Source organism: Rhizobium azibense, assembly GCF_004342325.1.
Classification (GTDB): domain Bacteria; phylum Pseudomonadota; class Alphaproteobacteria; order Rhizobiales; family Rhizobiaceae; genus Rhizobium; species Rhizobium etli_B.
Genome location: NZ_SMBJ01000001.1, coordinates 175,218 through 196,551 on the forward strand (window position 1 = coordinate 175,218; position 21,334 = coordinate 196,551).

At 58.7% G+C, this 21,334-nt stretch carries 21 protein-coding genes and 6 pseudogenes; 16 read left to right on the top strand and 11 right to left on the bottom strand.

Going from position 1 to position 21,334, the window contains the following annotated elements; genetic code table 11:
• Nucleotides 1-23: 23 nt before the first annotated feature.
• Nucleotides 24-554 carry a response regulator transcription factor gene (locus EV130_RS00825; protein ID WP_074065457.1) on the bottom strand — a complete coding sequence of 177 codons (531 nt, stop codon included), beginning with the start codon at nt 552-554 and terminating at the stop codon, nt 24-26.
• A 5-nt stretch (nt 555-559) separates the two neighbouring features.
• Between EV130_RS00825 and aptA the strand changes: the two are divergent.
• A pseudogene (gene aptA, locus EV130_RS00830) lies at nt 560-1,618 on the top strand (omega-aminotransferase AptA); the annotation flags it as partial.
• Here the strand turns inward: aptA and EV130_RS33055 are convergent.
• The 4 genes and pseudogenes from EV130_RS33055 to EV130_RS00850 form a co-directional block, all read right to left on the bottom strand.
• Nucleotides 1,551-1,742 (bottom strand): annotated as a pseudogene (locus tag EV130_RS33055) (hypothetical protein); the annotation flags it as partial. The pseudogenes aptA and EV130_RS33055 overlap by 68 nt on opposite strands.
• A gap of 510 nt (nt 1,743-2,252) precedes the next feature.
• Nucleotides 2,253-2,552 (bottom strand): helix-turn-helix domain-containing protein, encoded by a 300-nt coding sequence (locus EV130_RS00840; RefSeq protein WP_074065459.1) that lies wholly within the window; start codon nt 2,550-2,552, stop codon nt 2,253-2,255.
• A gap of 143 nt (nt 2,553-2,695) precedes the next feature.
• Nucleotides 2,696-3,148 carry a nucleoside diphosphate kinase regulator gene (rnk, locus tag EV130_RS00845; protein WP_074065460.1) on the bottom strand — a complete coding sequence of 151 codons (453 nt, stop codon included), beginning with the start codon at nt 3,146-3,148 and terminating at the stop codon, nt 2,696-2,698.
• Between the two features lie 18 nt (nt 3,149-3,166).
• Nucleotides 3,167-3,676, bottom strand: a complete 510-nt coding sequence (locus EV130_RS00850) for a PTS sugar transporter subunit IIA (protein WP_245519990.1) — start codon at nt 3,674-3,676, stop codon at nt 3,167-3,169.
• A gap of 467 nt (nt 3,677-4,143) precedes the next feature.
• Here EV130_RS00850 and EV130_RS00855 point away from each other — a divergent pair, with 467 nt between their 5' ends.
• The 3 genes from EV130_RS00855 to EV130_RS00865 all read left to right on the top strand — a co-directional run bounded on the left by EV130_RS00855 (nt 4,144) and on the right by EV130_RS00865 (nt 5,991).
• Nucleotides 4,144-4,557: a DUF5602 domain-containing protein gene (locus EV130_RS00855; RefSeq protein ID WP_074065462.1), complete on the top strand. Its 414-nt coding sequence runs from the start codon at nt 4,144-4,146 to the stop codon at nt 4,555-4,557.
• Entirely contained in the window at nt 4,554-5,075 is a 522-nt protein-coding gene (locus EV130_RS00860; protein WP_074065463.1) for a plastocyanin/azurin family copper-binding protein, read from the top strand. Before EV130_RS00855 ends, EV130_RS00860 begins: the two co-directional genes overlap by 4 nt.
• A 115-nt stretch (nt 5,076-5,190) precedes the next feature.
• Nucleotides 5,191-5,991 (top strand): two-component system sensor histidine kinase NtrB, encoded by an 801-nt coding sequence (locus EV130_RS00865; RefSeq protein ID WP_081377286.1) that lies wholly within the window; start codon nt 5,191-5,193, stop codon nt 5,989-5,991.
• Here EV130_RS00865 and EV130_RS00870 read toward each other — a convergent pair.
• The gene (locus EV130_RS00870; protein ID WP_074065464.1) at nt 5,988-6,839 is read right to left on the bottom strand and encodes a LysR family transcriptional regulator; all 852 of its coding nucleotides are present in this window, start codon (nt 6,837-6,839) and stop codon (nt 5,988-5,990) included. The two genes, EV130_RS00865 and EV130_RS00870, sit on opposite strands and share 4 nt — an antisense overlap.
• 226 nt (nt 6,840-7,065) lie before the next feature.
• Nucleotides 7,066-7,437, bottom strand: a complete 372-nt coding sequence (locus EV130_RS00875; RefSeq protein ID WP_074065465.1) for a DUF488 domain-containing protein — start codon at nt 7,435-7,437, stop codon at nt 7,066-7,068.
• Nucleotides 7,438-7,557: 120 nt separating this feature from the next.
• Between EV130_RS00875 and fsa the strand changes: the two genes are divergently transcribed.
• From fsa to EV130_RS00900, 5 genes and pseudogenes are all read left to right on the top strand, one after another.
• Nucleotides 7,558-8,214 carry a fructose-6-phosphate aldolase gene (gene fsa / locus EV130_RS00880; protein ID WP_074065466.1) on the top strand — a complete coding sequence of 219 codons (657 nt, stop codon included), beginning with the start codon at nt 7,558-7,560 and terminating at the stop codon, nt 8,212-8,214.
• Nucleotides 8,215-8,395: 181 nt separating this feature from the next.
• Nucleotides 8,396-9,934 carry an FAD-dependent oxidoreductase gene (locus tag EV130_RS00885; protein WP_074065467.1) on the top strand — a complete coding sequence of 513 codons (1,539 nt, stop codon included), beginning with the start codon at nt 8,396-8,398 and terminating at the stop codon, nt 9,932-9,934.
• A 50-nt stretch (nt 9,935-9,984) separates the two neighbouring features.
• Nucleotides 9,985-10,299: a hypothetical protein gene (locus EV130_RS00890; protein ID WP_074065468.1), complete on the top strand. Its 315-nt coding sequence runs from the start codon at nt 9,985-9,987 to the stop codon at nt 10,297-10,299.
• Nucleotides 10,300-11,104: 805 nt separating this feature from the next.
• Complete coding sequence (locus EV130_RS00895) at nt 11,105-11,998, top strand: universal stress protein (protein ID WP_132549739.1); 894 nt, start codon at nt 11,105-11,107, stop codon at nt 11,996-11,998.
• A gap of 180 nt (nt 11,999-12,178) precedes the next feature.
• Nucleotides 12,179-12,685 (top strand): annotated as a pseudogene (locus EV130_RS00900) (aminotransferase class III-fold pyridoxal phosphate-dependent enzyme); the annotation flags it as partial.
• Nucleotides 12,686-12,802: 117 nt separating this feature from the next.
• On the opposite strand, the pseudogene EV130_RS00905 reads toward EV130_RS00900, so the two are convergent.
• Nucleotides 12,803-13,191, bottom strand: a pseudogene (locus EV130_RS00905) (transposase); the annotation flags it as partial.
• 275 nt (nt 13,192-13,466) lie between these two features.
• Here EV130_RS00905 and EV130_RS00910 point away from each other — a divergent pair.
• The 4 genes from EV130_RS00910 (at nt 13,467) to EV130_RS00925 (ending at nt 14,838) form a co-directional block, all read left to right on the top strand.
• Nucleotides 13,467-13,712: a transposase gene (locus tag EV130_RS00910; RefSeq protein ID WP_207900841.1), complete on the top strand. Its 246-nt coding sequence runs from the start codon at nt 13,467-13,469 to the stop codon at nt 13,710-13,712.
• 22 nt (nt 13,713-13,734) lie between these two features.
• On the top strand, nt 13,735-13,953 hold the full coding sequence (gene tnpB, locus EV130_RS00915; protein ID WP_425375502.1) for an IS66 family insertion sequence element accessory protein TnpB: 219 nt from the start codon (nt 13,735-13,737) through the stop codon (nt 13,951-13,953).
• Nucleotides 13,954-14,170: 217 nt separating this feature from the next.
• Nucleotides 14,171-14,398: a CopG family transcriptional regulator gene (locus tag EV130_RS00920; RefSeq protein ID WP_132549736.1), complete on the top strand. Its 228-nt coding sequence runs from the start codon at nt 14,171-14,173 to the stop codon at nt 14,396-14,398.
• Nucleotides 14,395-14,838 (top strand): TA system VapC family ribonuclease toxin, encoded by a 444-nt coding sequence (locus tag EV130_RS00925; RefSeq protein ID WP_074065470.1) that lies wholly within the window; start codon nt 14,395-14,397, stop codon nt 14,836-14,838. Before EV130_RS00920 ends, EV130_RS00925 begins: the two co-directional genes overlap by 4 nt.
• 119 nt (nt 14,839-14,957) lie before the next feature.
• On the opposite strand, the gene EV130_RS00930 is transcribed toward EV130_RS00925, so the two are convergent.
• On the bottom strand, nt 14,958-15,983 hold the full coding sequence (locus tag EV130_RS00930; RefSeq protein ID WP_165918469.1) for a LysR family transcriptional regulator: 1,026 nt from the start codon (nt 15,981-15,983) through the stop codon (nt 14,958-14,960).
• Nucleotides 15,984-16,091: 108 nt separating this feature from the next.
• Here EV130_RS00930 and EV130_RS00935 point away from each other — a divergent pair, with 108 nt between their 5' ends.
• The gene (locus EV130_RS00935; protein ID WP_132658960.1) at nt 16,092-17,099 is read left to right on the top strand and encodes an SDR family oxidoreductase; all 1,008 of its coding nucleotides are present in this window, start codon (nt 16,092-16,094) and stop codon (nt 17,097-17,099) included.
• Between the two features lie 77 nt (nt 17,100-17,176).
• Here EV130_RS00935 and EV130_RS34160 read toward each other — a convergent pair.
• Nucleotides 17,177-17,335: pseudogene (locus EV130_RS34160) on the bottom strand (IS110 family transposase); the annotation flags it as partial.
• A gap of 108 nt (nt 17,336-17,443) precedes the next feature.
• Nucleotides 17,444-17,605: pseudogene (locus tag EV130_RS34165) on the bottom strand (NUDIX domain-containing protein); the annotation flags it as partial.
• Nucleotides 17,606-17,783: 178 nt separating this feature from the next.
• On the opposite strand from EV130_RS34165, the gene EV130_RS00945 reads away from it, so the two are divergent.
• Together EV130_RS00945 and EV130_RS00950 are read left to right on the top strand one after the other, a co-directional pair.
• Nucleotides 17,784-19,235, top strand: coding sequence for a CYTH and CHAD domain-containing protein (locus EV130_RS00945; RefSeq protein WP_074065473.1), 1,452 nt, complete (start codon nt 17,784-17,786; stop codon nt 19,233-19,235).
• A gap of 257 nt (nt 19,236-19,492) precedes the next feature.
• On the top strand, nt 19,493-21,220 hold the full coding sequence (locus EV130_RS00950; RefSeq protein WP_132658964.1) for an endonuclease/exonuclease/phosphatase family protein: 1,728 nt from the start codon (nt 19,493-19,495) through the stop codon (nt 21,218-21,220).
• The last annotated feature ends 114 nt before the right edge of the window (nt 21,221-21,334 follow it).

Here is a 21,334-nt window from a genome sequence, read left to right on the forward strand (position 1 = left end):
CGTCTGTCCGAAGCGGCCAGCGATCATTGACCTTGTTCGAGACGATAGCCGATGCCCCGAACAGTCGTGATGCACGAGCGATCACCCGTGGGGCGATCGATCTTTGCGCGCAAACGACGGACATAGACGTCGACAACATTGGTCAGTGGGTCTTCGCCTGCTCCCCAGATGTTCGCCAAAATCCGCTCCCGGCTGAGTACTCGCCCGGGGGCGGACATGAAAAGTTCCAAAAGAGCCAGCTCCTTGGCAGTCAGCGATATCTCGACGCCGTCGACCGTTACGCGCATTGAATCTCTGTCAAGTTTCAGTATTCCCACGAGCAGCGCTTTTGCCCCGAGTGGGCGTAGGTTGACCGGACGGCGCATCAGCGCTTCTATTCGTGCCAGCAACTCCTCAAACGAGAACGGCTTGACCAGATAATCGTCGGCCCCCATTCGCAATCCCGAAATACGGTCGTTCACCGATCCAAGCGCGGTCAGCATCAGGATAGGCGCGGATATCCCACCGGCACGCAGCGTCTGACAGACATCGGAGCCATTTATGATTGGCAGCATTACATAATTTCGCAGCGCAACTTGCGGCCGTTGCTCCAGGCGGTCCGTCCGCCGGGCTTGATCGGGTCTTCTTTACTGGCTCCGGATCGGAATCCGTCGACACGGCTCTGAAGATCGCCATCGCTTATCAGCGCGCGATCGGTCAAGGCACCCGAACTCGCATCATCGGACGCGAAAAAGGCTATCACGGTGTCGGCTTCGGCGGCATCTCGGTCGGTGGTCTGGTGAACAATCGGCGAGTTTTTCCGCAGATCCCGGCCGACCATATGCGACACACGCTGGATATCGATAGAAACGGTTTCTCGAGGGGTCTTCCTGCACATGGAATTGACTTGGCCGAAGATCTTGAGCGTCTCATCCAGCTCCACGGTGCCGAAACCATAGCCGCGGTTATTGTTGAGCCTATGTCCGGCTCTGCCGGCGTCATCTTGCCTCCAAAAGGTTACCTTGACAGGCTGCGAGACATCGCCAACAAGCATGGCATTCTTCTCATGTTCGACGAGGTCATTACCGGTTTCGGCCGCCTCGGGACGCCGTTTGCAACAGACTATTTCGGCGTCGTTCCCGACCTTGTGACAACGGCAAAGGGATTGACAAACGGTGCCATCCCTATGGGTGCCGTGTTTGCCAGTCGCAAAGTCTACGATGGATTGATGACGGGACCAGAAAACGCCATCGAGCTATTCCACGGCTATACATATTCTGGACACCCGGTCGCGTGTGCTGCAGGCCTTGCAGCGCTTGAAATCTATAAAGAGGAGGGTCTTTTCAGTCGCGCTTCCGATCTTGCCAAAACTTGGGAAGATGCATTGCATTCCTTGAATGGGATACCAAACGTCATCGACATCCGAAACCTCGGCCTCGTTGGGGCAATCGAGCTTTCAGCACGCGATGGTGCTCCTGGTGCGCGCGCCTATGACGTGTTTACCAACTGCTTTCATAAAGGTCTTCTAATCCGAGTGACCGGGGATATCATTGCGCTTTCTCCTCCGTTAATCATCGATGAGATACAAATCGGAACAATCGTTTCCATCTTGGGCGATGCTTTGAAGCAGGCGACGTAACTCGACCCGCAGGAACCGCACTGTGCGTCAGCAGCCTATCCCGTCGCCCGGATCTTCCCGCTCGCTTCAGCATCTTGAGGCGGTTGATCTGCCCTTCGGCTTGACCGTTGCTCCAAGGTAGTTGAGGCCCTGCCGCCGCAACGCTTGAAGCGTGTCGAATCCGTACGTTTTTCTGTCGGCGCTGAAGCGCCTTATCGAAAAATCGCAAGCGGTATGGAAGGAAACATTCATGTCGCAAACGATCCACGCGTTGTCCCGTCAACCTTACACTTGAACAGCTGGATGACTGTTGGCCAATCCGCTGAAAGGAAGAGCTGGCGATTACAAGCCATCCGCTACCGGCGCACAATGAACGAGCAGTCGCTCGCAGCGACTAGCATGAAGGGACGCGACGCGGGACAAAGCCGCCGTTCAGCGTGACCTGCTTCATTTCGAATCTGCGAGGAACCTTGGGGCGACCGCAAAGATCAGAGATTTTGCCAAGTGATGGAGCTCTGGGACCCTATGACCGCAGAGGGAAGCGAGCGGGCGCTAAACCAAAGTTTTTCCAAGCCCGGACGCACCACTTGGAACGCGATGTCGATACCTGGTTGCTCAAGAAACCGGCAGGCAAATTGCCACTGCCAGACTCCACTTAAGGCACCCGGTCAGGTGCAACTATACCGCCTTCATTCTCAAGAATGTCGATGCGTTTAGCTTCCGATCCAGTAAATTTCAGGCGCACACCAATGCCGGCGCCATTGTCAGGAATGAAGACGGCGCCGGCTCTTTCCAGAGCTGATTGCAAGGCAAACACTTCATCATCAGCCGGTTTGTCGAGCTTGCGCTCAAATCGCAGCACGGTTTCCACGCCCACGCCGGCAGATATTGCGAGACGCTCGGGCGAGAGGTCGGTAAGTGCACGTGCCGCACGACATTGGGAGCCAGTAATCATGGTTATTGTCCTTTTTTATAAACAGGACCGCCCCATCATCGGGGCGATCAACCGTGGCCATTCGGCCAGCAAGGTGTCGAATTTGCCACGCTCGAGCTGATCGGTGGAAAGGGTCCGGACGCCAGCGATAATCGTTCTCTACTTTATGCAAGAAGGCTTGACGTCTCAGAGGAACGGAGGCCTTCGCTTTCCGCCTGATGTTGAGTAACCGCCAACACCGTCAGCTTGTGCCGCCTATCATCCCGTCCGCTCCAATCCATTGTCTGACCGGCGGACAAGCCGAGAAGGGCAGTTCCGATGGGGGTTAGGACGGATATCTTGCCTTCGGAAATATTTGCGTCTTTCGGGAACACGAGCGTCACTGTTCGCCCGTCTCCGGTGTCAGTTTCATACTCTACCATCGATCCCATTCGCACGACATTCCCAGGCACCGAGGTGTCCGCAACTACGAGTGCGCGTTCGAGCTCAATCAAAAGACCATCGGAAACCTCGGGAAGGCGATCAGCCGCAGCAAGCGCAAGTTTATTCAATCGCTGGTGATCCGTCTCGCCAATCACGATCGAAGACTTTTGTGAGTTCTGGATGTGCTTCTTCATTTTCGCGTTCCTCAGTGTTCACCTTAGTGCCACCGAGTGCGTGGCATTGGTCCGCCATGGGATACCGTCGACCTGCCTTGCCTCGCTCATCAAAATCGCCATCACCTCCTCGGGGGATTGGGCCAGCCGAAGTCCCTCCCTGATCAGCGGCGCGCGCACCGTACGGAATAGTCGCGACAGCGCAGGCAAGAAGGTGCGAGCCTCAGAGCGCGGCCAAAGCAAGGTAAAGACGAGATCGACGGGATCGCTGTCGGGGCTGTTGAAATCTATCGGAGGAGCCAGTCGCGTAAATGACGCTACAGGCGACGAAATCGAGCGCAGCAATACGTGCGGGACGGCGATGCCACGACCGATGGCGGTTGACCCGACCCGCTCCCGCCTCCAAATGCCCCGAAGAATTGCTCGATCATCAAGCCCGGTTCCTCGCGCAAGTTTGACAGCGATCCTGGACAGCGCCGAGTGCTTTCCCTTTGTCGCAAGGTCAAGAGTAATATTATCTTCTGACAGGTTGCTGAACGTCATCATCATTGCCTCTAAGCCGATACGCGCGAGCGCAAACGAAGTGCGTTTGGCACGCCGTCTGCTGCGCTTTCTGATTGAATCGAAGATGTGGCTGACCCGGACGCGAAGCCGGTAGAGGTCACGTCCGGGCTAGAGGCCTGCTTTGAGGCGCTGTGGCTCTCTCTGTGGTGCGAAAGTATTCATAGTAACTTAAACATGGGGACGGAACTCTTGAAATCAAGCGCGCGGCTAGGAACGTGGATCGCTCTGAATTCGTGGATATCTCGCGGCCAGTAGACTTCCGGCAATCAGAGGGCGGTGAGGCCGAAAATTAGGAGGAATGCAGAAATACTGCACTGAAATGCCAGTTTATTTCATTGGACTAATATTGCCGCCTGGTTCTTGAATGGCTGCACGCGACAGGTCGTACGAACAGCCATTGGCCGCCGGAATTTCCGCGATCTCGGCTTTGAACGGAAAAAAGGATCTCCCCGATGAAAAAACTCTTCCTCGTACCTGTTCTGATACTGGACAGCTCGGTTTGTGCTATCGCGGCGGATGAAGTCGCAAAAGCGCCGCCAGCCGCGCCTTATCAGCAGGTCAGCAAGCTCGTGAAGTTACCCGATTTCCTCCCCGGCATGGGCCAGCTCTTCGTCGATCCGGCGACATTGCCGGCCGGTCCGTTCCTCGCCTATGATCATGACGGAAAGCTTGCCAGCACGATCTATATGCTGCCGACCAAGGATCTCAATCCGGACAAGTCTTTCGATAACCTTGCAGCGCCGGGCGGCAACGTCGACCATGTCGACGTCTACTACAATGCCGGCCATCCAGGCGTGGAAGAGCCGCATGTCCATGTGGTGCTGTGGCATGTTGCAGCGGCGGGCGAAGCGAGCGTCGCCAAATGACGATCGCGCGGCGTGAAGTGCTGGGCTTGGGCGGTGGGCTGGTCGCCGTCCTTTCCCTGTCCCAGCGGGACGTGTGGGCCGAAGAGGTCGTGGAGATTAGGATGCAGGGGCGCGCCGATGGCTCGCATGTCTGGTTCGACCCGATCGGTGTTCTGATCAAGCCGGGTCAGATGGTCCGCTGGACCAACTTCAACCCCGGCAATTCGCATACGACGACCGCCTATCATCCAGCAAACTTCGGGAGGCCGCTGCGCATGCCTGAATCGGCTAAATCCTGGGATTCAGACTATCTCCTGCCTGGCGAGAGCTTTTCGGTAACCTTCACCGAGCAAGGGGTTTATGACTATTATTGCGTTCCCCACGAGCAGGCTGGAATGGTCGGCCGCATCATAGTCGGCGAACCGGAAGCGCATGGCGGCTGGATGGAGGCGGTCGCCGCAAGCCGGGGCCTACCGGATGAGGCCCTCAAGGCGTTTCCGACGGTCGAAGAAATAAGGGCAAATCGGACAATCCGCTGAGTTTAGATATCGCGTGGCGCGTTTCGGCGGGTGTCGAGCCGACGAGCGAATAGATGAAGGCGATGGCGCGGGGACCGTAGTTTCCGAGCGGCATCGGAAACCATGAGAGGCTATCATGACAGATATGGCGATTCGGGCAGACCCATTGCTGCAATCGCAGACGGAGAGCAGCGGCGGGACACTGGCAGTAGAACAGCACGAACGCGCAATGCGCCGGCTTGCCTCCTTGGGCGAGATGACCGGCGGTATTGCCCATGATCTCAGGAACATCCTGGCGATTGTCGAATCGGGCCTGAGGCTCGCCGAAAGAAAAGCTGACCAGCCGGAGAGCGTGCGCGCCTTTATCGCGGCGGCGCGGGAAGGCGTCGATCGGGGCGTCGAACTGATATCGCAGTTGCTCGCTTTTGCAGACCATAGAGAACCCGACCTGCAAGTGCGCAACCTGAATGAGCTCGTCAGCTCTACCGGGCCATTCCTCCGGTATGGCGCGGGACCTGGCATCCGCGTCAGGCTCGCATTGGGTTCCGACATTCCAAGCTGTCTGATCGATCCGGCGTTGTTCGACGCCGCCGTTCTCAATCTTGTCCTTAACGCTCGCGATGCCATGCCAGGCGGCGGTGAGATTTGGATCGGAACGGAGCGGCTCGTCGCGACGAATTGTGCGAAAGGCGGGCCGGCGCCGGGAACCTACGCCCGGCTTCGCGTTAAGGACCACGGCTGCGGCATGCCACAGGACGTTCTGCAAAAGGTGCTGGACCCGTTCTTCACGACCAAGGGCGAGAACGGCACCGGAATGGGGTTAGCGCAGGTGCGCACTTTCATGCAGATGGTCGGCGGCCATCTGAGCATTGCCAGTGAACGAGGCACCGGAACCACAGTCGACCTGCTGTTTCCATTGCCCGACGCGGCCGCTTAGGCCTCAATGTTGCCTTCGGAGATCGCGCGCAAACCCGCAAGGGCAGGTCCCACGACACTCTCATCGGCATTTGCCGACCTCACCGAGTAAACCGGATAGGAATATTGCGGCATATCGGGTACGAGGTAGATCTCACCCGCAGCTAGATGCGGCTCCACTGCGCTCATCCTGAAATAGCCCGAGCCGCCGCTTTCGAGAACGTAGCCGAGAGCCAGGGGACCGAGATCGAAAGAGAGGTCCGGTGCGATATCTGGGAAATTCATGTCATGTTGCCGCCCGAAATCGGGCCCCCAATCCATGTAGATGTAACTCGTCTCCTCAAGGCGCTTCGCTTCCGGATCGGTTGTCACGAGCACGAGCTTTTCTTCCATCAGCAGGTCGATTCTAAGGCCGGGTCGATGCTGGGGAGCATACATGATCGCCACATCGACCATTCCCGAGGCGACCTGATTGATCAGATCCTGGGGCACGTCGACATGTACGCGCAGCGCGATGTCGGGAAGAAACTGGCGAATCCATATCACCCAGCTGAGCAGCAGTGGTTGCGCAAGAGTGACTTCGCTGCCGACCGTCAGCACAGCTCGGCGCCCTGCCGGTACTTTGACCTGTTGACGAGTGCGCTGCCATAACTGGACGAACGTTGGCGCGTGGCGCAGGAACTGCTCGCCTGCCGGCGTCAGTGACGCGCCGCCCTTGTTCCGAATGAACAGTGGCCGGCCAAGCAGTTGTTCGAGGTGACGAATCCGCGCGCTAACGGTCGTCTGAGCAACATTCAAGCGCTCGGAGGCTCGAATAAAACTTCCCGTTGAAACTATTTCCAAGAAAGTACGGGCGAGTTCAATGTCCATCTCAGTATAGCATAAAAGTTGCGCTTAAATGTCAATCAAATTCGTTTGCTAATTACTAGCCGAGCCGTAAGCTCGGGTTGAATCCAGCTAGCGCTGCATGCTGCGTAGACAGGCGGATCGAACGCGAGTGCCATCCTTGTTCGGCGCGGCGCGCTTGGCCCACTCGGCATGCGCGCAGCGACGCGCTCCTACGGCGTCGTCGTTCCCGACATCAAGATGGGGCATTTTATCGATGTGCCAGCAAGAGCTCCCTGAGAACGACGGCATCGTTGTGCGTCTCGTCACGCGCCGCATAGACGAGCGTGATCGGACCTTTAAGCGCCAGGTCGCGCAATCGATCAAATTCCTCGCGATGCGCCTCGATCTCAGCGGTATATCGCCGGCGGAACTCCTCCCAACGGGAGGGATCGTGAGCGAACCATTTCCGCAGCTCGGTGCTTGGCGCCAGCTCCTTAGCCCAATAATCAATTGCCGCATCGGTCTTCCTGACTCCGCGCGGCCACAGCCGGTCAACCAAGACACGCTTGCCGTCACTGTCCGTCGGACTCTCATAAGCACGCTTCAGTTTGACGTCCTCCCCAGAGATTTTGGTGGCCATGCACGTCGCTCCCACGCCTGCCTTCACGCAGATAGGGCGCGCGTCCACATCTGCCACGACCAAATCACCTCGAACAGCGGGTCGCCAACGCATCACGCGACTATGCCAGGAGAAAAAGCGATGAAGTTCTTTGTCGACACAGCCGATATTGCCGAAATCCGCGAGCTCGCCACCGCAGGCGTTGTCGACGGGGTAACCACCAACCCGTCCTTGATCGCAAAGACCGGCCGACCGATCCGGGAGGTTGTCAAGGAGATCTGCGAAGCGATCGAGGGCCCGGTCTCAGCGGAGGTCACCGCGACTGAATTCGATGGCATGATCGCCGAGGGGGAGCAGTTGGCCAGCATAGCTGCGAATGTGGCCGTCAAGGTCCCCTCCACCTGGGATGGGTTCAGGGCTTGCCGGGCACTCAGCGAACGCGGGCTGGAGGTCAATGTTACCCTCTGCTTTTCAGCCAACCAGGCATTGTTCGCGGCGAAAGCCGGTGCCGCCTATATCTCCCCTTTCGTCGGCAGGCTGGACGACATCGGCCTCGATGGCATGGAAGTCGTCCGGGAAATTCGGGCGATCTACGACAACGACAAATCCTTCAATACGCAAATTCTGGCGTCCTCAATTCGCACGCCGCGGGCTGTCACGAAGGCTGCAATGGCGGGCGCCGATATCGCGACGGTGCCACCAGCAGTGCTTAGGAACCTGGCCAAACACCCGCTCACCGAGAAAGGACTGGTATCCTTCCTTGCCGACTGGGGCAGGACGGGGCAAGCTATTCTTTAGATGTCCTGTTGCCGCTTGTCTTGAGCGATCCAGCAGAAAAACTGCACGCAATGGACGATTATATTCGTTTGCTTAACAGACGAAGCGGCCACAAACTGGCTGGCGAGATCAAAGGCCGCGACCCGCAGAGTCGCTTTCAGCCCCCGCAACGGGCGCCATCTCGATAGCGAAGGAGAAACGAATGGCTGCTGAGCACAGAAGCATGAATGGGCCTGACCTGGCGCGGGGCATCAGACTTGCCGATCTTCCTGACGGCAGCAAGCTGGTCGGCCATTGCGGCGATGCGCAGGTGCTGCTTGTGCGCCGCGGGGAGGAGGTTTTCGCCGTCGACGCGCATTGTACGCACTACAACGGTCCGCTCGCAGACGGACTGGTGGCCGGCGACACCGTCCGCTGCCCGTGGCATCACGCATGTTTCAGCTTGAAGACCGGGGAGGCTCTGCGCGCACCCGCGTTCAGGCCGCTGGCATGCTGGTGGGTGGAACAGCGCGACGGCCATCTCTTCGTGGTTGGCAAGCGCAAGCGTACGGAAGCGGCAACGCGCGAGTTTCCCGTAGAGGCAATGCCGAAGAAGATCGTCATCATTGGTGGCGGGGCGGCAGGCTTTGCCGCCGCTGAGAAGCTGCGGCGAGAGCAATATGCCGGCAGCATCGTCATGCTCAGCGACGACGAGGCGGCGCCTGTCGACCGGCCGAACCTTTCAAAGGACTACCTTGCCGGCAAGGCGCCGGAGAGCTGGATCCCGCTACGGGGGGAGAGCTACTATTCAAGAAACCAAATCGATCTCCGTCTTGGGACGCAAGCTATGAGCATCGAACCGCGCACCCGCGAGGTCATCCTCGCGGACGGAGGCTCCGTCTCTTATGAAAAATTGCTGCTTGCGACCGGTGCAGAGCCCGTTCGCTTGACCATTCCAGGCGCCGACCAGCCCCATGTGCTCAAGTTACGCTCTCTCGCCGACTGCCGGGCCATAATCGAGCGGAGCGCGACGGCTCATCGGGTGGTCGTGCTTGGAGCGAGCTTTATCGGCCTCGAAGTCGCCGCGGCCCTGCGCGCTCGCGGCATCGAAGTCCATGTCGTTGCTCCCGACAAGCACCCGATGGGGCGGGTCCTGGGTCCGCAAATGGGCGACTTCATCCGAACCCTGCACGAGAAGAACGGGGTCGTTTTTCACCTCGAGGAGACTGCTAGCAGCATCAATGGAAACGAAGTGAAACTTCGCGGCGGCGGCACGCTGGTCGCTGACTTCCTGATCGTGGGCATCGGTGTGCGGCCACGGACGGAACTCGCTGAAACGGCAGGGTTGGCAACTGACCGCGGCGTCGTCGTGAATAGTTTTCTGGAAACCAGCGAACATGGGATCTTCGCGGCGGGTGACATCGCGCGCTGGCCCGGCCCCCATAGCGGAGAGAACATTCGCGTCGAACATTGGGTGGTGGCCGAACGGCAAGGGCAAATCGCGGCGCTCAATATGATCGGCCGGAGCGAGAAGTTTAATGCCGTACCGTTCTTCTGGAGCCAGCACTACGACGTCAGAATCAATTATGTCGGCCACGCGGAGGAGTGGGACGAGATCATGGTCGAAGGCGACATTTCCGGCACGGACTGTCTGCTGCGCTTCAAGCGCGACGGACGCGTACTGGCTGCCGCTTCGATATCCCGTGACATTGAAAATCTGATGATCGAGGTGGCAATGGAGGATGAAATGGTCGTCTGCTGACGAGGCAGATGCAGGCTTGCACCGCCGCAGCGAAGAAAGGAGGTCCTACCATGTCAACGTCGCCCGACCGCAATCCGGCTCCTGGCTTGCAGAGGACTACGCCCGCCAAGCACTACTCGAGGTCGATCATTTTCGTCGATGAGATTGCCAAGCACGAACCGCGCGGCACGTCGACCTCGGTTGATATTATTTCTCGCGATGGCATCAATTGGTACTGCCAGGTCCGTTGCGGCGAACAGAAGTCCCGGCCGATGGGGCCTTTCACCAAACGCAAGGCGGAGCAGGTTCAGGATGCCCGCAGGACGCGGATCGCGCAAATGGGCACGGCGTGGCTTATCTTTGAGCGAACCGGAGAGGACAGGTGATGACGCAAAATCAAGCAAGTTGTTTCGCGTGAAATAATCCTGGTCGAGTAAAGATGCCACTTCAGAAAGCCTGCATTGCGGATGGCAATCCGTAGCCGAGGGAAGTGGACACAACGCTGACGGTGCATAGGGTGTCTATCGCTGCTAGCTGAAGGCGACTGATTTCGCCCTGGCACCTCAACGGCTGTCGTTTTCTGGCTGAAGGCGTAGCTTCGTTCAGGACCGTGAGTGTTGGCGCCATCAGACCAGCGGCCACGAAAATCGAACCGAGTACAGTTAGTTTTGCCGAATCATAATTGCGGCGAGGAGTTATGACATGAGCAATCGGCTTCAGTGTAGTCTAACGCCAAACGACCATGCGGTGCTTAGAGAGATTCTTGATCAAACCACGAGGGACAGCGCCTACCGCCGATTTCTCAGAACAAAGCTGGTGCAGGCTGAAATTTGCTCCTCCAGGAATGTTCCCGAGGACGTCGTGACCATAAATACTCGCGTGACCTTCTGCGTTCATGCCGGCGTGCCGAGAACAGCCAATCTGGTCCGCAACGGGAGCCGGGACTTTCCTAATTATACTGTCTCAGTAGAGTCGCTTTTGGGGTTGGGGGCTGCTCGGCCTGAGAGCGGGTCGGGCAATTGCCGTCGAAACAGAAGGGGGCGGTTTACAGAAGATCAACGTGATTAAAATTGATTTCCAGGCTCTTGCGCTTCCAGGCGCCCCAATGGTGACCACCTCGACGCTATCACCAAGGATCCGTTGGGATCGCAGTCAGGGTGTCGCCGAAGTATAAGGGAGGCCGATTGAACCATGTTGATATCCGGAAATGCAGAACCTGCACTGGACCGACTGAATCCCAACCATATCATCCTCGCGACCGACTTCAGCGCAAGATGCGACCGGGCACAGGACCGGGCGGTCCAGCTAGCGATCGAGTGGAACGCCACCCTGACTGCCGTTCACGCCCTCAGCGATATTGGCCTCACAACCCCCCCGTCGTTACGTGAAGCATACCGCACAGCCGCGATGCGCAACGCGGGTCTCCTGCGCCAGGAACTCGCCTCTACCGAAGGGCTTCGCTCCTCGGTGGTAGTGGAGGAGGGGCCGGTGGAGGCCGTGATCCTGGCTGCTGTGGCCAAGGAGCGGGCCGAATTGATCGTTGCTGGCATTGGAAGGACAGGCCCCCTAGCTCAAGTGCTGATCGGAAGCAACGCCACCGCGCTGGCGCGGACGTCTCCGGTCCCCCTTCTGGTCGTCAAGAAGAAGGTGCTTCACACTGACGCTAGGATAGCGGTGGCGACCGATCTCTCGGATTCATCCAAGCCCGCCCTGAGGCTCGCCCTGCAATGGTTTTCACTGCGTTATCTTACGCTTTTTCACGCGTTCGACCCTCCCTATCGCGGCTGGGTCGATGACAGGGCGCCCTTCGACAGACAGTTCGAGGCGTCAGCGATCGCGCAGTGCCGGAGCTTTGTCCAAGATGTGGCCGGCGAGAACCTGGACGCGAATTTCGATATCATTGTGCGGTGCGGAGATCCTGTTACCTGGCTGCGGGTCCTGTCGAACGAAGCTGATTTCAATCTCGTAGTGGCAGGAACGCACGGGCGTACGGGCTTGATGCAGATTCTTCTGGGCAGCGTCGCCTCGCGGGTTGTGAATGAAGTTCCTAGTGATGTGCTTGTCGTGCCGAGCCGCCCCCATTGACACCCGGCGGCTTGTCATTGTGCAGAAGCCTACGGATGTCGCTGCTACTTCCGCTTTACCATGTCGGACGCCATTCATACTCGAACTCGCGAAGACATTATCGGAGGGCGACTTCCGGCTGGCGGCAAGCTGAAGCTTGAGGGCCTGATGGACGAGTATGGCCTCGGCATGTCTCCCATCCTCGTTCCCGACCTTGTGACAACGGCAAAGGGATTGACAAACGGTGCCATCCCTATGGGTGCCGTGTTTGCCAGTCGCAAAGTCTACGATGGATTGATGACGGGACCAGAAAACGCCATCGAGCTATTCCACGGCTATACATATTCTGGACACCCGGTCGCGTGTGCTGCAGGCCTTGCAGCGCTTGAAATCTATAAAGAGGAGGGTCTTTTCAGTCGCGCTTCCGATCTTGCCAAAACTTGGGAAGATGCATTGCATTCCTTGAATGGGATACCAAACGTCATCGACATCCGAAACCTCGGCCTCGTTGGGGCAATCGAGCTTTCAGCACGCGATGGTGCTCCTGGTGCGCGCGCCTATGACGTGTTTACCAACTGCTTTCATAAAGGTCTTCTAATCCGAGTGACCGGGGATATCATTGCGCTTTCTCCTCCGTTAATCATCGATGAGATACAAATCGGAACAATCGTTTCCATCTTGGGCGATGCTTTGAAGCAGGCGACGTAACTCGACCCGCAGGAACCGCACTGTGCGTCAGCAGCCTATCCCGTCGCCCGGATCTTCCCGCTCGCTTCAGCATCTTGAGGCGGTTGATCTGCCCTTCGGCTTGACCGTTGCTCCAAGGTAGTTGAGGCCCTGCCGCCGCAACGCTTGAAGCGTGTCGAATATTTCTTGACGAGATCGCCTGTGCCCAAGCGGGCACGGCGCTGTTGTGACATGGTGCTGGCGATAGCATCTTCGGAGAGAATGAGTCTAACATTGGCGTGACCGTAAACGCTCATCTGTTCCTTGATTGCCTCCCTGAGATTTCGGACCAGATGGAAACGGTCGGCTACTTGGCGGGCCTGCGGTGCGCCCTCTCGGGCTGCCTGAGCATACATACCACAGCGATCTCGGCTAATGACCTCCATCGCCGGACGCTCTTGCAACCATGATTTCGCGCTCTCGACGCTACGGTCGTCCAGAACATCGACGACCGAATGGCGCTCGAGATCGACCATGATCGTCCCGTACCGGAACTGCCCGCCTTGAGCAGGTTCGAACCGGAGAGTTTTCGCCGGTGAACAGATCGGCGCAATGGTGCGCCCTTTCGTAACCGGTGTTCCGATCCCACATTGTCCTCGCCGCCCTGATCTGTGATCGCCTTTCCATGGACGAGCAACGGGAGTTTCTCCATGGAGAATACATTGGAGGTTCTCACGACCAGGAAGTCTGGACGTGAGGTTCACCGGCAGTGGCCGGACGAGGTCAAGGCTCAGATCGTTTCGGAGAGCCTCGGCCCGGCGCGATGGTGAATGAGGTCGCAGAGCGCCATGGCTTGAAGCCGAACCACCTTTCCACCTGGCGGACGATGGCGCGTCAGGGCAAATTGGTTCTGCCAGCACCCGAGGATGCGGTGGAGTTCGCAGCGGTGATCGTCGATCCACCTGTTTTGGAGCCGCCGATCAAGAAAGCTAGTCGCCCCGAGATCATGTTCGGTGCTGTCACTATCCGATGGAAGAAGGCGCATCTGCCGCCCGCATCGCCGCTGTAGCACGTGCCTGCGCGGTTTCGGCATGATCCTTCCATCGAACCGCGTTCGGATCATGGTGGCGACCAAGCCAGTCCACTTCCGCAAGGGTCATGATGGACTGGCGGCGCTGGTCAAAAATGAGCTGCACAAGAACCCGTTCACCGGGGCGGTCTTTGTATTCCACTACTGGGATGGCAGCGGTCTGGTGATGGCCTACAAGCGCCTGGAGGAGCATCCTGGCCGGATATTCGGGACGGCTTGATGACCTTGGGCCATGCCCAATTCGAGGCGCTGTTTGCGGGGCTCGACTGGCGTCGGGTTCGTGCCGTTGAGGCAAGAGCGCCGACAGCAATCGAATAGGTGCGTCACGATGACTCGGGTGGCAAATTCCGGCGGTGAACCGTAAGCGGTGTCCACCTTGAGAAGGCCGACCACTTGCTTTATATGATGCGTGATGATTGATGCGCGAAGAGGCGGATATGAGAACGACCTTGGCAATTGACGACGATGTCCTGATCGCCGCAAAAGCGATGGCAACCCAGCAGCGCCGGAGCGTCGGCGAGGTCATTTCTGAGCTGGCGAGACGTTCTCTGCGCCGACCGCCCAGCAGCGGTGAGCGCAACGGTATTCCTCTCCTGTCAGCTCGGCCGGATGCGCCGCCAGTGACGCTCGAAATCGTGAACGCCTTGCGTGACGAACTGCCGTGACTTTCCTGCTCGACGTCAATGTGATGATTGCCTTAATCGATCCGGGCCATGTAGCCCATGATGATGCGCACGAATGGTTCGTGGCGATGGGTCAGACCGCGTGGGCTACCTGCCCCATTACCGAAAATGGTGTCATCCGGATTGTCGGCAACCCCAAATATCCCAACTCTCCCGGTTCACCGTCACTCGTGATGGAGATCGTCCGCAAATTGCGGTCGCTCCCCGGTCACAGTTTTTGGCCGGACGATGTGAGCCTTGTCGGGTCGGATGATATCGCTCCCACGAAAATTCTAACGTCGGGACAGGTCACTGACACCTACCTGCTTGCGCTAGCCAAGGCGCGTGGTGGCCAGCTGGCGACATTCGATCGCAAGCTGTCAGCAGCAGCGGTTACAAGGGGCAATTCTGCCTTGCACCTGATCACCACGAGTAGATCGTGAGTTCCCGTCGATCCATTAGGCGATCTTGTTAGACAAGAACGCGTGAAGACGCTCCCTTCGACCCAATGCAGAGTCCCAAGGACGGAGTTATGGTGGCCGCTCAGCCTCATTTCGGTCGTTCAGCCATCTCCGTGCTCATCTCGAAAGCAGATTTTTGAAGTTTCCCCTCGACTAGCACGCCCGGGCCAGCAGCACGATTCTGAGCGGCTGGTCTGCAGCTGGCCTGCAAGAAAGGGTCGTGCCGGCTCGCGCTCGGCCACCCTGGCGACGAGAAAATCGAGGAGAGCGCGCAGCGCTGCCGGCTGGTGCCGGTTGGCGGGAAAGACCGCCGTTATCGTCCCGCTCTGCCGGCCATAGCCCGGCAGCACCTGCACCAACTCACCTGTCTCGATGTATGGGGCGGTTACCACCGCCGGCAGCAGCGCAATACCGAGTCCGCAGAGCGCGGCACTGAGCTCGGCATGCGGCCCCTTGACGTTGACGCGGCCTGAAACAGTGATTTCAACCCGCCCCTCCGGTCCATCGAGGCTCCACGCCTCTTTCCCCAGATCGGACGAGAACAGCACGAAATCGTGAGCGACAAGAGAGTCCAGCCTCTCCGGCGCACCCCGTCGTGCGACATAGGCGGGGCTGGCAACGAGGATCAGGGATGAAGCCGCGAGACGGCGGCTGCGGTAACTGGAGTCGGGCTGCGGGCCGGTGAGGATGGCAAGGTCCAGCCTTTCGGCCAGCGGATCAATCTTGTCGTCGACCAGGCGCAACGAGATGCGCACTTGTTTGTGCGCGTCGAGAAATTCTGAAATCCAAGGAATGAGCGACATGGTGCCAAAATTGATGGGCGCCGAAACACGCAGCAGTCCCGACGGCTCGGCGCGCGCCGCCATGACCGCTTCGCCGGCCGCTCCGATGAGCCCCAGGCCCTCTGCCGCCGCCTCGTGGTAGGCGCGGCCGAGCTCGGTCAACTCCACCCGGCGTGTGTTGCGATAGAACAGCTGCGCCCCCAGCGCTGCTTCGAGCCGCGCAACGATCCGGCTGACGGTCGCGCGCGGCATGCCGAGCTCGCGCGCCGCGGCGCTAAAGCTGCCGGCCCCGGCGACCTTGTTAAACACGGCGATGCCATTGAGGTCGAGTTTTTGTTGTTTCATATGTAGCAGTCTGTTTCGATTGTTAGCTCTAGCGGCACGATACGCCACCATGCGACCCTTCGGCGAGGATGGGGACCTTCCCGCAGTCAATCAGCCAAGGAGAGCAAAATGAGCCAAATCACCGACACTCCAGCCGGAATGCGCATCCGGCGGCGCACGGTTCTGCAAGCCGGCGCCGCCGTCCTCCTCGTTGCCGCGGGTCCGCTGCGCGCCCAGGAGACGCCGCCGCCGATCGTCCTCATCACCGGCACTAGCTCCGGCTTCGGTCGGAAGATGGCAGAGGGCTTCGCCCGCCGAGGCTCACGGGTTTTTGCCACCATGCGCGACATGGAACGTCGCAACGCCCCTGCGGCCAAGGAGCTGCGCACTCTGGCGGCGCAGGAGAAGCTTGCCATCGAGGTACTCGAACTCGACGTACTGAGCGATGTATCTATCGCCGCGGCCGTCGAGCGCGCCATCACCCGTGCCGGCCGCATCGACCTCCTCGTCAGCAACGCCGGCATCGTTGTGCCGGGTCCGGTCGAGCTGCAGCCGCCCGCATATTTCCAATCCAATATCGAGACCAATGCCTTCGGCGCCATGCGGGTCATCAAGGCGGTCGTCCCGCATATGCGGCAGGCGGGCCAGGGCACGATCATCCAGATGTCGAGTGCGCTCGGCCGGGCGATCGACCCGATGCTCGGTGGCTACTGCGCCTCCAAGCTCGTCCTCGAGGCCGCGTGCGATGCCCTCGGCTACAAACTGGCCGCCTCCAATATTGAGGTGGCCGTGGTTCAGCCGGCGGGCGCCTATCCGACGCGGTTTCAGAGCAACGGCCTCCGCTACTGGGAGGAACTGCTCGCAAGCCTTGGCCCGGAAGAACGGCCCATGCTCGACCTCTATGCGCCGCACATTAAGGCGATGCTCGCCGGGCTCGAGCCTGACACCAGCCTTGATCCGCAGGAGGTGGCCGACGCTGTTCTCAGGCTGGCGGCGATGGGGTTCGGCACGCGGCCGAACCGGCTGACCGTCGGCCCCTACATTGACGGCATCGATCCGGTGAACGCCGCCCACGGGCAGCTGCAGACCGATATGATAGGCCACTCGCCGGCCGCCAGCCTCTTCACCCTCAAGTGACGGCCGACGGTCAGTCGAACATCTTTGTGAATGCTTTAGCAAGGGCGGCATGCTGCCGTCGGTGGTCCCGGCGGTTTCTTCTCCTGGACGATCATGTGCGACAATTGCTTGTAGCGTGACAACAGATAGGTCAGCTCGGCTTGCTCGACGCTGGGCTGACAAAGCAGGCGTGTTTCCATGCGCCGTCCATAGTCGGTCAGAACGAAGGCGTCGATCTTGTCGGTCTTGGAAAGCTGAACGGCCTTCTCGGGATAGGTGTCGGCAAGCTCGATGACCTCAAGCAAGTACACCGTGACACGGTAGGTGTTCGGACCGCCCTCCTTCCTATATTCCAACGAGCCGAACACAGTTCGCTCTATCGAACCGGATACGCCGGCTTCCTCGAACGCTTCACGAGCTGCAGCTGCGTCCGTGGTCTCGCCAGGATCGACGTGACCCCCCATCGGCCGTTGCGCTTGCTTCCGACAAGTAGGACCTCTAGCCGTTTCCTCTTGTCGCGCCGACAACAGATTGCGCCCACCTGCTGAACTTCGAGAGCCGTATCGTGCTGGTTACGGGCCACCGTGGTCATGCAGATCCTTTCATGTGATAAAATGTCCTTGTAGCTTAGGTTCAGTGGAACAACACAAAGACGAACCATCCAGATGTCTGGTGCATTATCAAGCGAACGAGCAGGAGGGAATATTGGCTGAAGAGGTCGAACTTAAGCTGGAACTCGCTCCCGGCGCTGTCGAGGACGCTCTTGGGTCCGGGCTGCTTGGCGAACCGACGAGCATCCTTCAGCAAACCTCGACATATTTCGATACGACAGATCGAAAACTATTCGACCGCGGCTTCACACTCCGCATCCGGAAGACCGGAAATAGTCTCGTCCAGACAGTAAAGGCCATCGGGGAAAGCGCGTCGTTGTTTGCCCGGTCGGAATGGGAGACTCCGGTGGAGCAAGGCCAGCCTGTCCTCGATCATTCCAGCCCGATTGAAAACGAGTTCGGGATAGACATCGTTCTCGTGCCGAAGTTCGACGTTGAGATCGAGCGTCGCATCTGGAATTTCGACGAACAGCATTCGAAGATCGAGGTTGCAGTCGATCAGGGCGAGGTGGTCTCCGGGGAGCGGCGAATGTCCGTCCGAGAGGTCGAACTCGAACTCAAAGACGGCGATCCCGCGGACCTGTTCATCTTTGCCCGAAAACTTGACGCCACCGCGCCTTTCCGGTTCGGCGTGCGGTCGAAGGCGGAACGCGGATTTGCACTGATCGACGCCGAGCGATTGGTTTACAAAGCCGAACGCCTTCACCTCGAAAAGAGTATGCGTGCCAGCACCTCCTTCCAAACGATTGCCGAATCGTGTTTCCGGCATTTCCGCCTCAACGAAGATATTCTGCTGCGACAGCGCAACCCGGAGGCCCTCCACCAGGCTCGTGTCGCTATCCGGCGCCTTCGCTCCGCCTTCTCGATTTACAAGCCGATGCTGCCCGGGGACGAGCCACAGCGGCTGAAGGATGAGTTCCGATGGCTGGCGCAGGTGCTTGGTGAAGCCCGAAACGTCGATGTCCTGCTGCCGAAGGCTAACGATGCCGATGTGCGCTCCCGCCTAGATGACGCAAGGGAAAAGGCTTACGACGACGCTATTGCAGCTCTCACGTCGAGCCGCGCGCGGGCTCTCATGCTCGACTTCAACGAGTGGCTCCGGTGCGGCGGGTACCTATCACACGATCAAACCGCCAAGATCCGAGAACAGCCGGCGGCAGACTTTGCCCGCTCGGCATTACAGCGAATGCGCAAGAAGTTGAAGAAGCATGGGCAGGCGCTTGCCGAAACCGACGATGAGCATCGTCATGAGGCACGCAAGGATGCAAAGAAATTTCGCTACGCCGCCGAATTCTTCGCCACTTTGTTCGACGACAAGCGCGGTGAACGTCGCCATGAGAAGTTTATCGCCCTGATGGCAAGCCTTCAGGATGAGCTCGGTGCGCTGAACGATCTGGTGACCGGCCCCGACGTTCTGGAAAAGCTCGGTCTTTCCGAGCATCCGGCTCGGGACGGGGTGGTTTCGCATGCGGACAAGTCGAGACTGATCGATGCCGCCCAGATCGCACTGGACGAGGTCATTGATGCAAAGCGGTTTTGGAAATGAACCCAGCTTCGTGAATCAAAGAAATCCTCACGTTATCGAACCGTCTAACCACGCGAGCGGGACAAAACCTTATCATCGAACTAATGCTCGCGTGCGAGAGCGTGCCCATGATTGTCAGCGTCGTCGAAAATCCTGCGTCTGCACCTTTATCGCGTGAGGCATGGTTCAGACGTGCCGGCGACGTGCAATAACTAATCACACTCGCGAGAATTGCGTGAGCATGATAACCTTCGATCGTTTAAGGGAGGGGCGGCATCATGAGAATTCGTGAGCTACTGGTAGGGGCGCTGGCTGTCCTGCCATCTGCGGCATTGGCATCTCAATCGACCACGATTCCTGAAATCCAGAGTGCGGGCCATTCATCGGCGCTTGACGGCAGAATGGTTCGCTTTGAGGGCGTCGTCACGCAACTACGGGACGGCAGCTTCTATGTACAGGATCCGGTTGGCGACGGCGACGATATGACCTCAGACGGCATCCTCGTCAGGCGCAAACCTGCCGGGCTATCAACCGGCGACATGGTGAGGATCGAGGGAGTTGTCGAAGAACAGCAAGGCAAATTCATCGAATTCACCCAGACAACCATCAAGGACCTGGTCTACAAGAAGATCGGACAAGGGGTTCTACCCAATCCGGTGATTGTCGGTGGCGGGCACTTGCCTCCGACAGAAACCGTCGTCTCGACGGCCAGAGGATTCGATCCCAGCCGATCGGGAGCGGACTTCTTCGAGACACTGGAAGGCATGATGATCGAGGTCAAGTCGCCGATCGTCGTCGGCCCTATGAAAGGGGATATCTTTTACGTGGTCGCCGATCAGGGCAAGAACGCAACTGGTATGAATTCCCTTGGTGGCATCACCGCGACGCCGGGCGACGCGAACCCTGAGCGTATCCGCGTCAAAATCGATAAGCCGCTGCTGCCTGAGAACTTTCAAGTCAGCCTTGGCGATACCTTCACGTCGCTCAAGGGAGCCGTCACGACTGACGGCGGCGCTTACGGAATTCAGCTTTCCGAGCCATCGGGCTACTCAGCTAAAGCCTGGACGTCGACATCCGTAGCCTCGCCGCCGGAAGCAGATGTTCTCACGATCGCCAGCTACAACGTGGAGAACCTCGATACCCGTTTGGAGGATGTGACGATGGTCCCGTCCAAGGATGATATCGACGACGATGTGGGCGACGGCAAGTTCGCAGCTATAGCAAAGCATATCGTCGGACTTCTCGGCTCCCCGGACGTCGTGGCGTTGCAAGAGGTCCAGGACGACGATGGAGGCGAGTACAGCGACGCTGTCGGTGGGGGCAAAACTCTCCAAGCGCTCTTAGATGCAATCGTCGTGGAAGGCGGGCCCATTTACAAGACCATCTCATTCGACCCCATCGACGATGCCGAAGGAGGCCAACCCGGCGCCAACATCCGCGTCGCATTCCTCTACAACCCCGAAAGGGTGGCAGCTGACCTCGCCAACGCGCGTCGGATCGAAGACGCTTCGTTCGAACGGACGCGGCTCCCACTCGCTGTGCCATTCATTTTCACTGGCAGGCAGGTAATGGTGATCAATGTCCACTTCTCATCGAAAAGCGGAAGCGATCCCCTCTACGGCAAGAACCAACCTGCTAAGGATGCGACGCTCGCTGCGAGAACCGAACAAGCTCGAGCAGTGAGAGCTTTCATACGAACACTACCGGCTGACGCGAACCGCTCGGTGCTTGTTGTGGGCGACTTCAACACTCTTTGGTACGAGGAGCCGATGCTTCTCCTGACAGGCGGCGATCCCGCGATGTCAAATCTCGCTTTAGTCGAGCCGCCAGAAGAGCGGATCAGTTATGTCTTCGACGGCAACTCCCAGTCTCTCGACCAGGTCCTAGTGTTGCTTGGATCAAACCAGTCGGCCGTTTTGACCACTGCACACGTGAATTCCGTTATGCCTGAATCGAAACAGACCAGCGACCATGATCCGAAATACGTGAAGCTGAAGATTCATTGATAGGTTTGGAGTCGGAACCGTCGCGCGGTTTCGTCGCGGGTATCTCGGACACTGGCACATTGATCGCCTTGATGGGATCAGAACCTACGACCCCCGTCATTCGCCGTCTGCCGC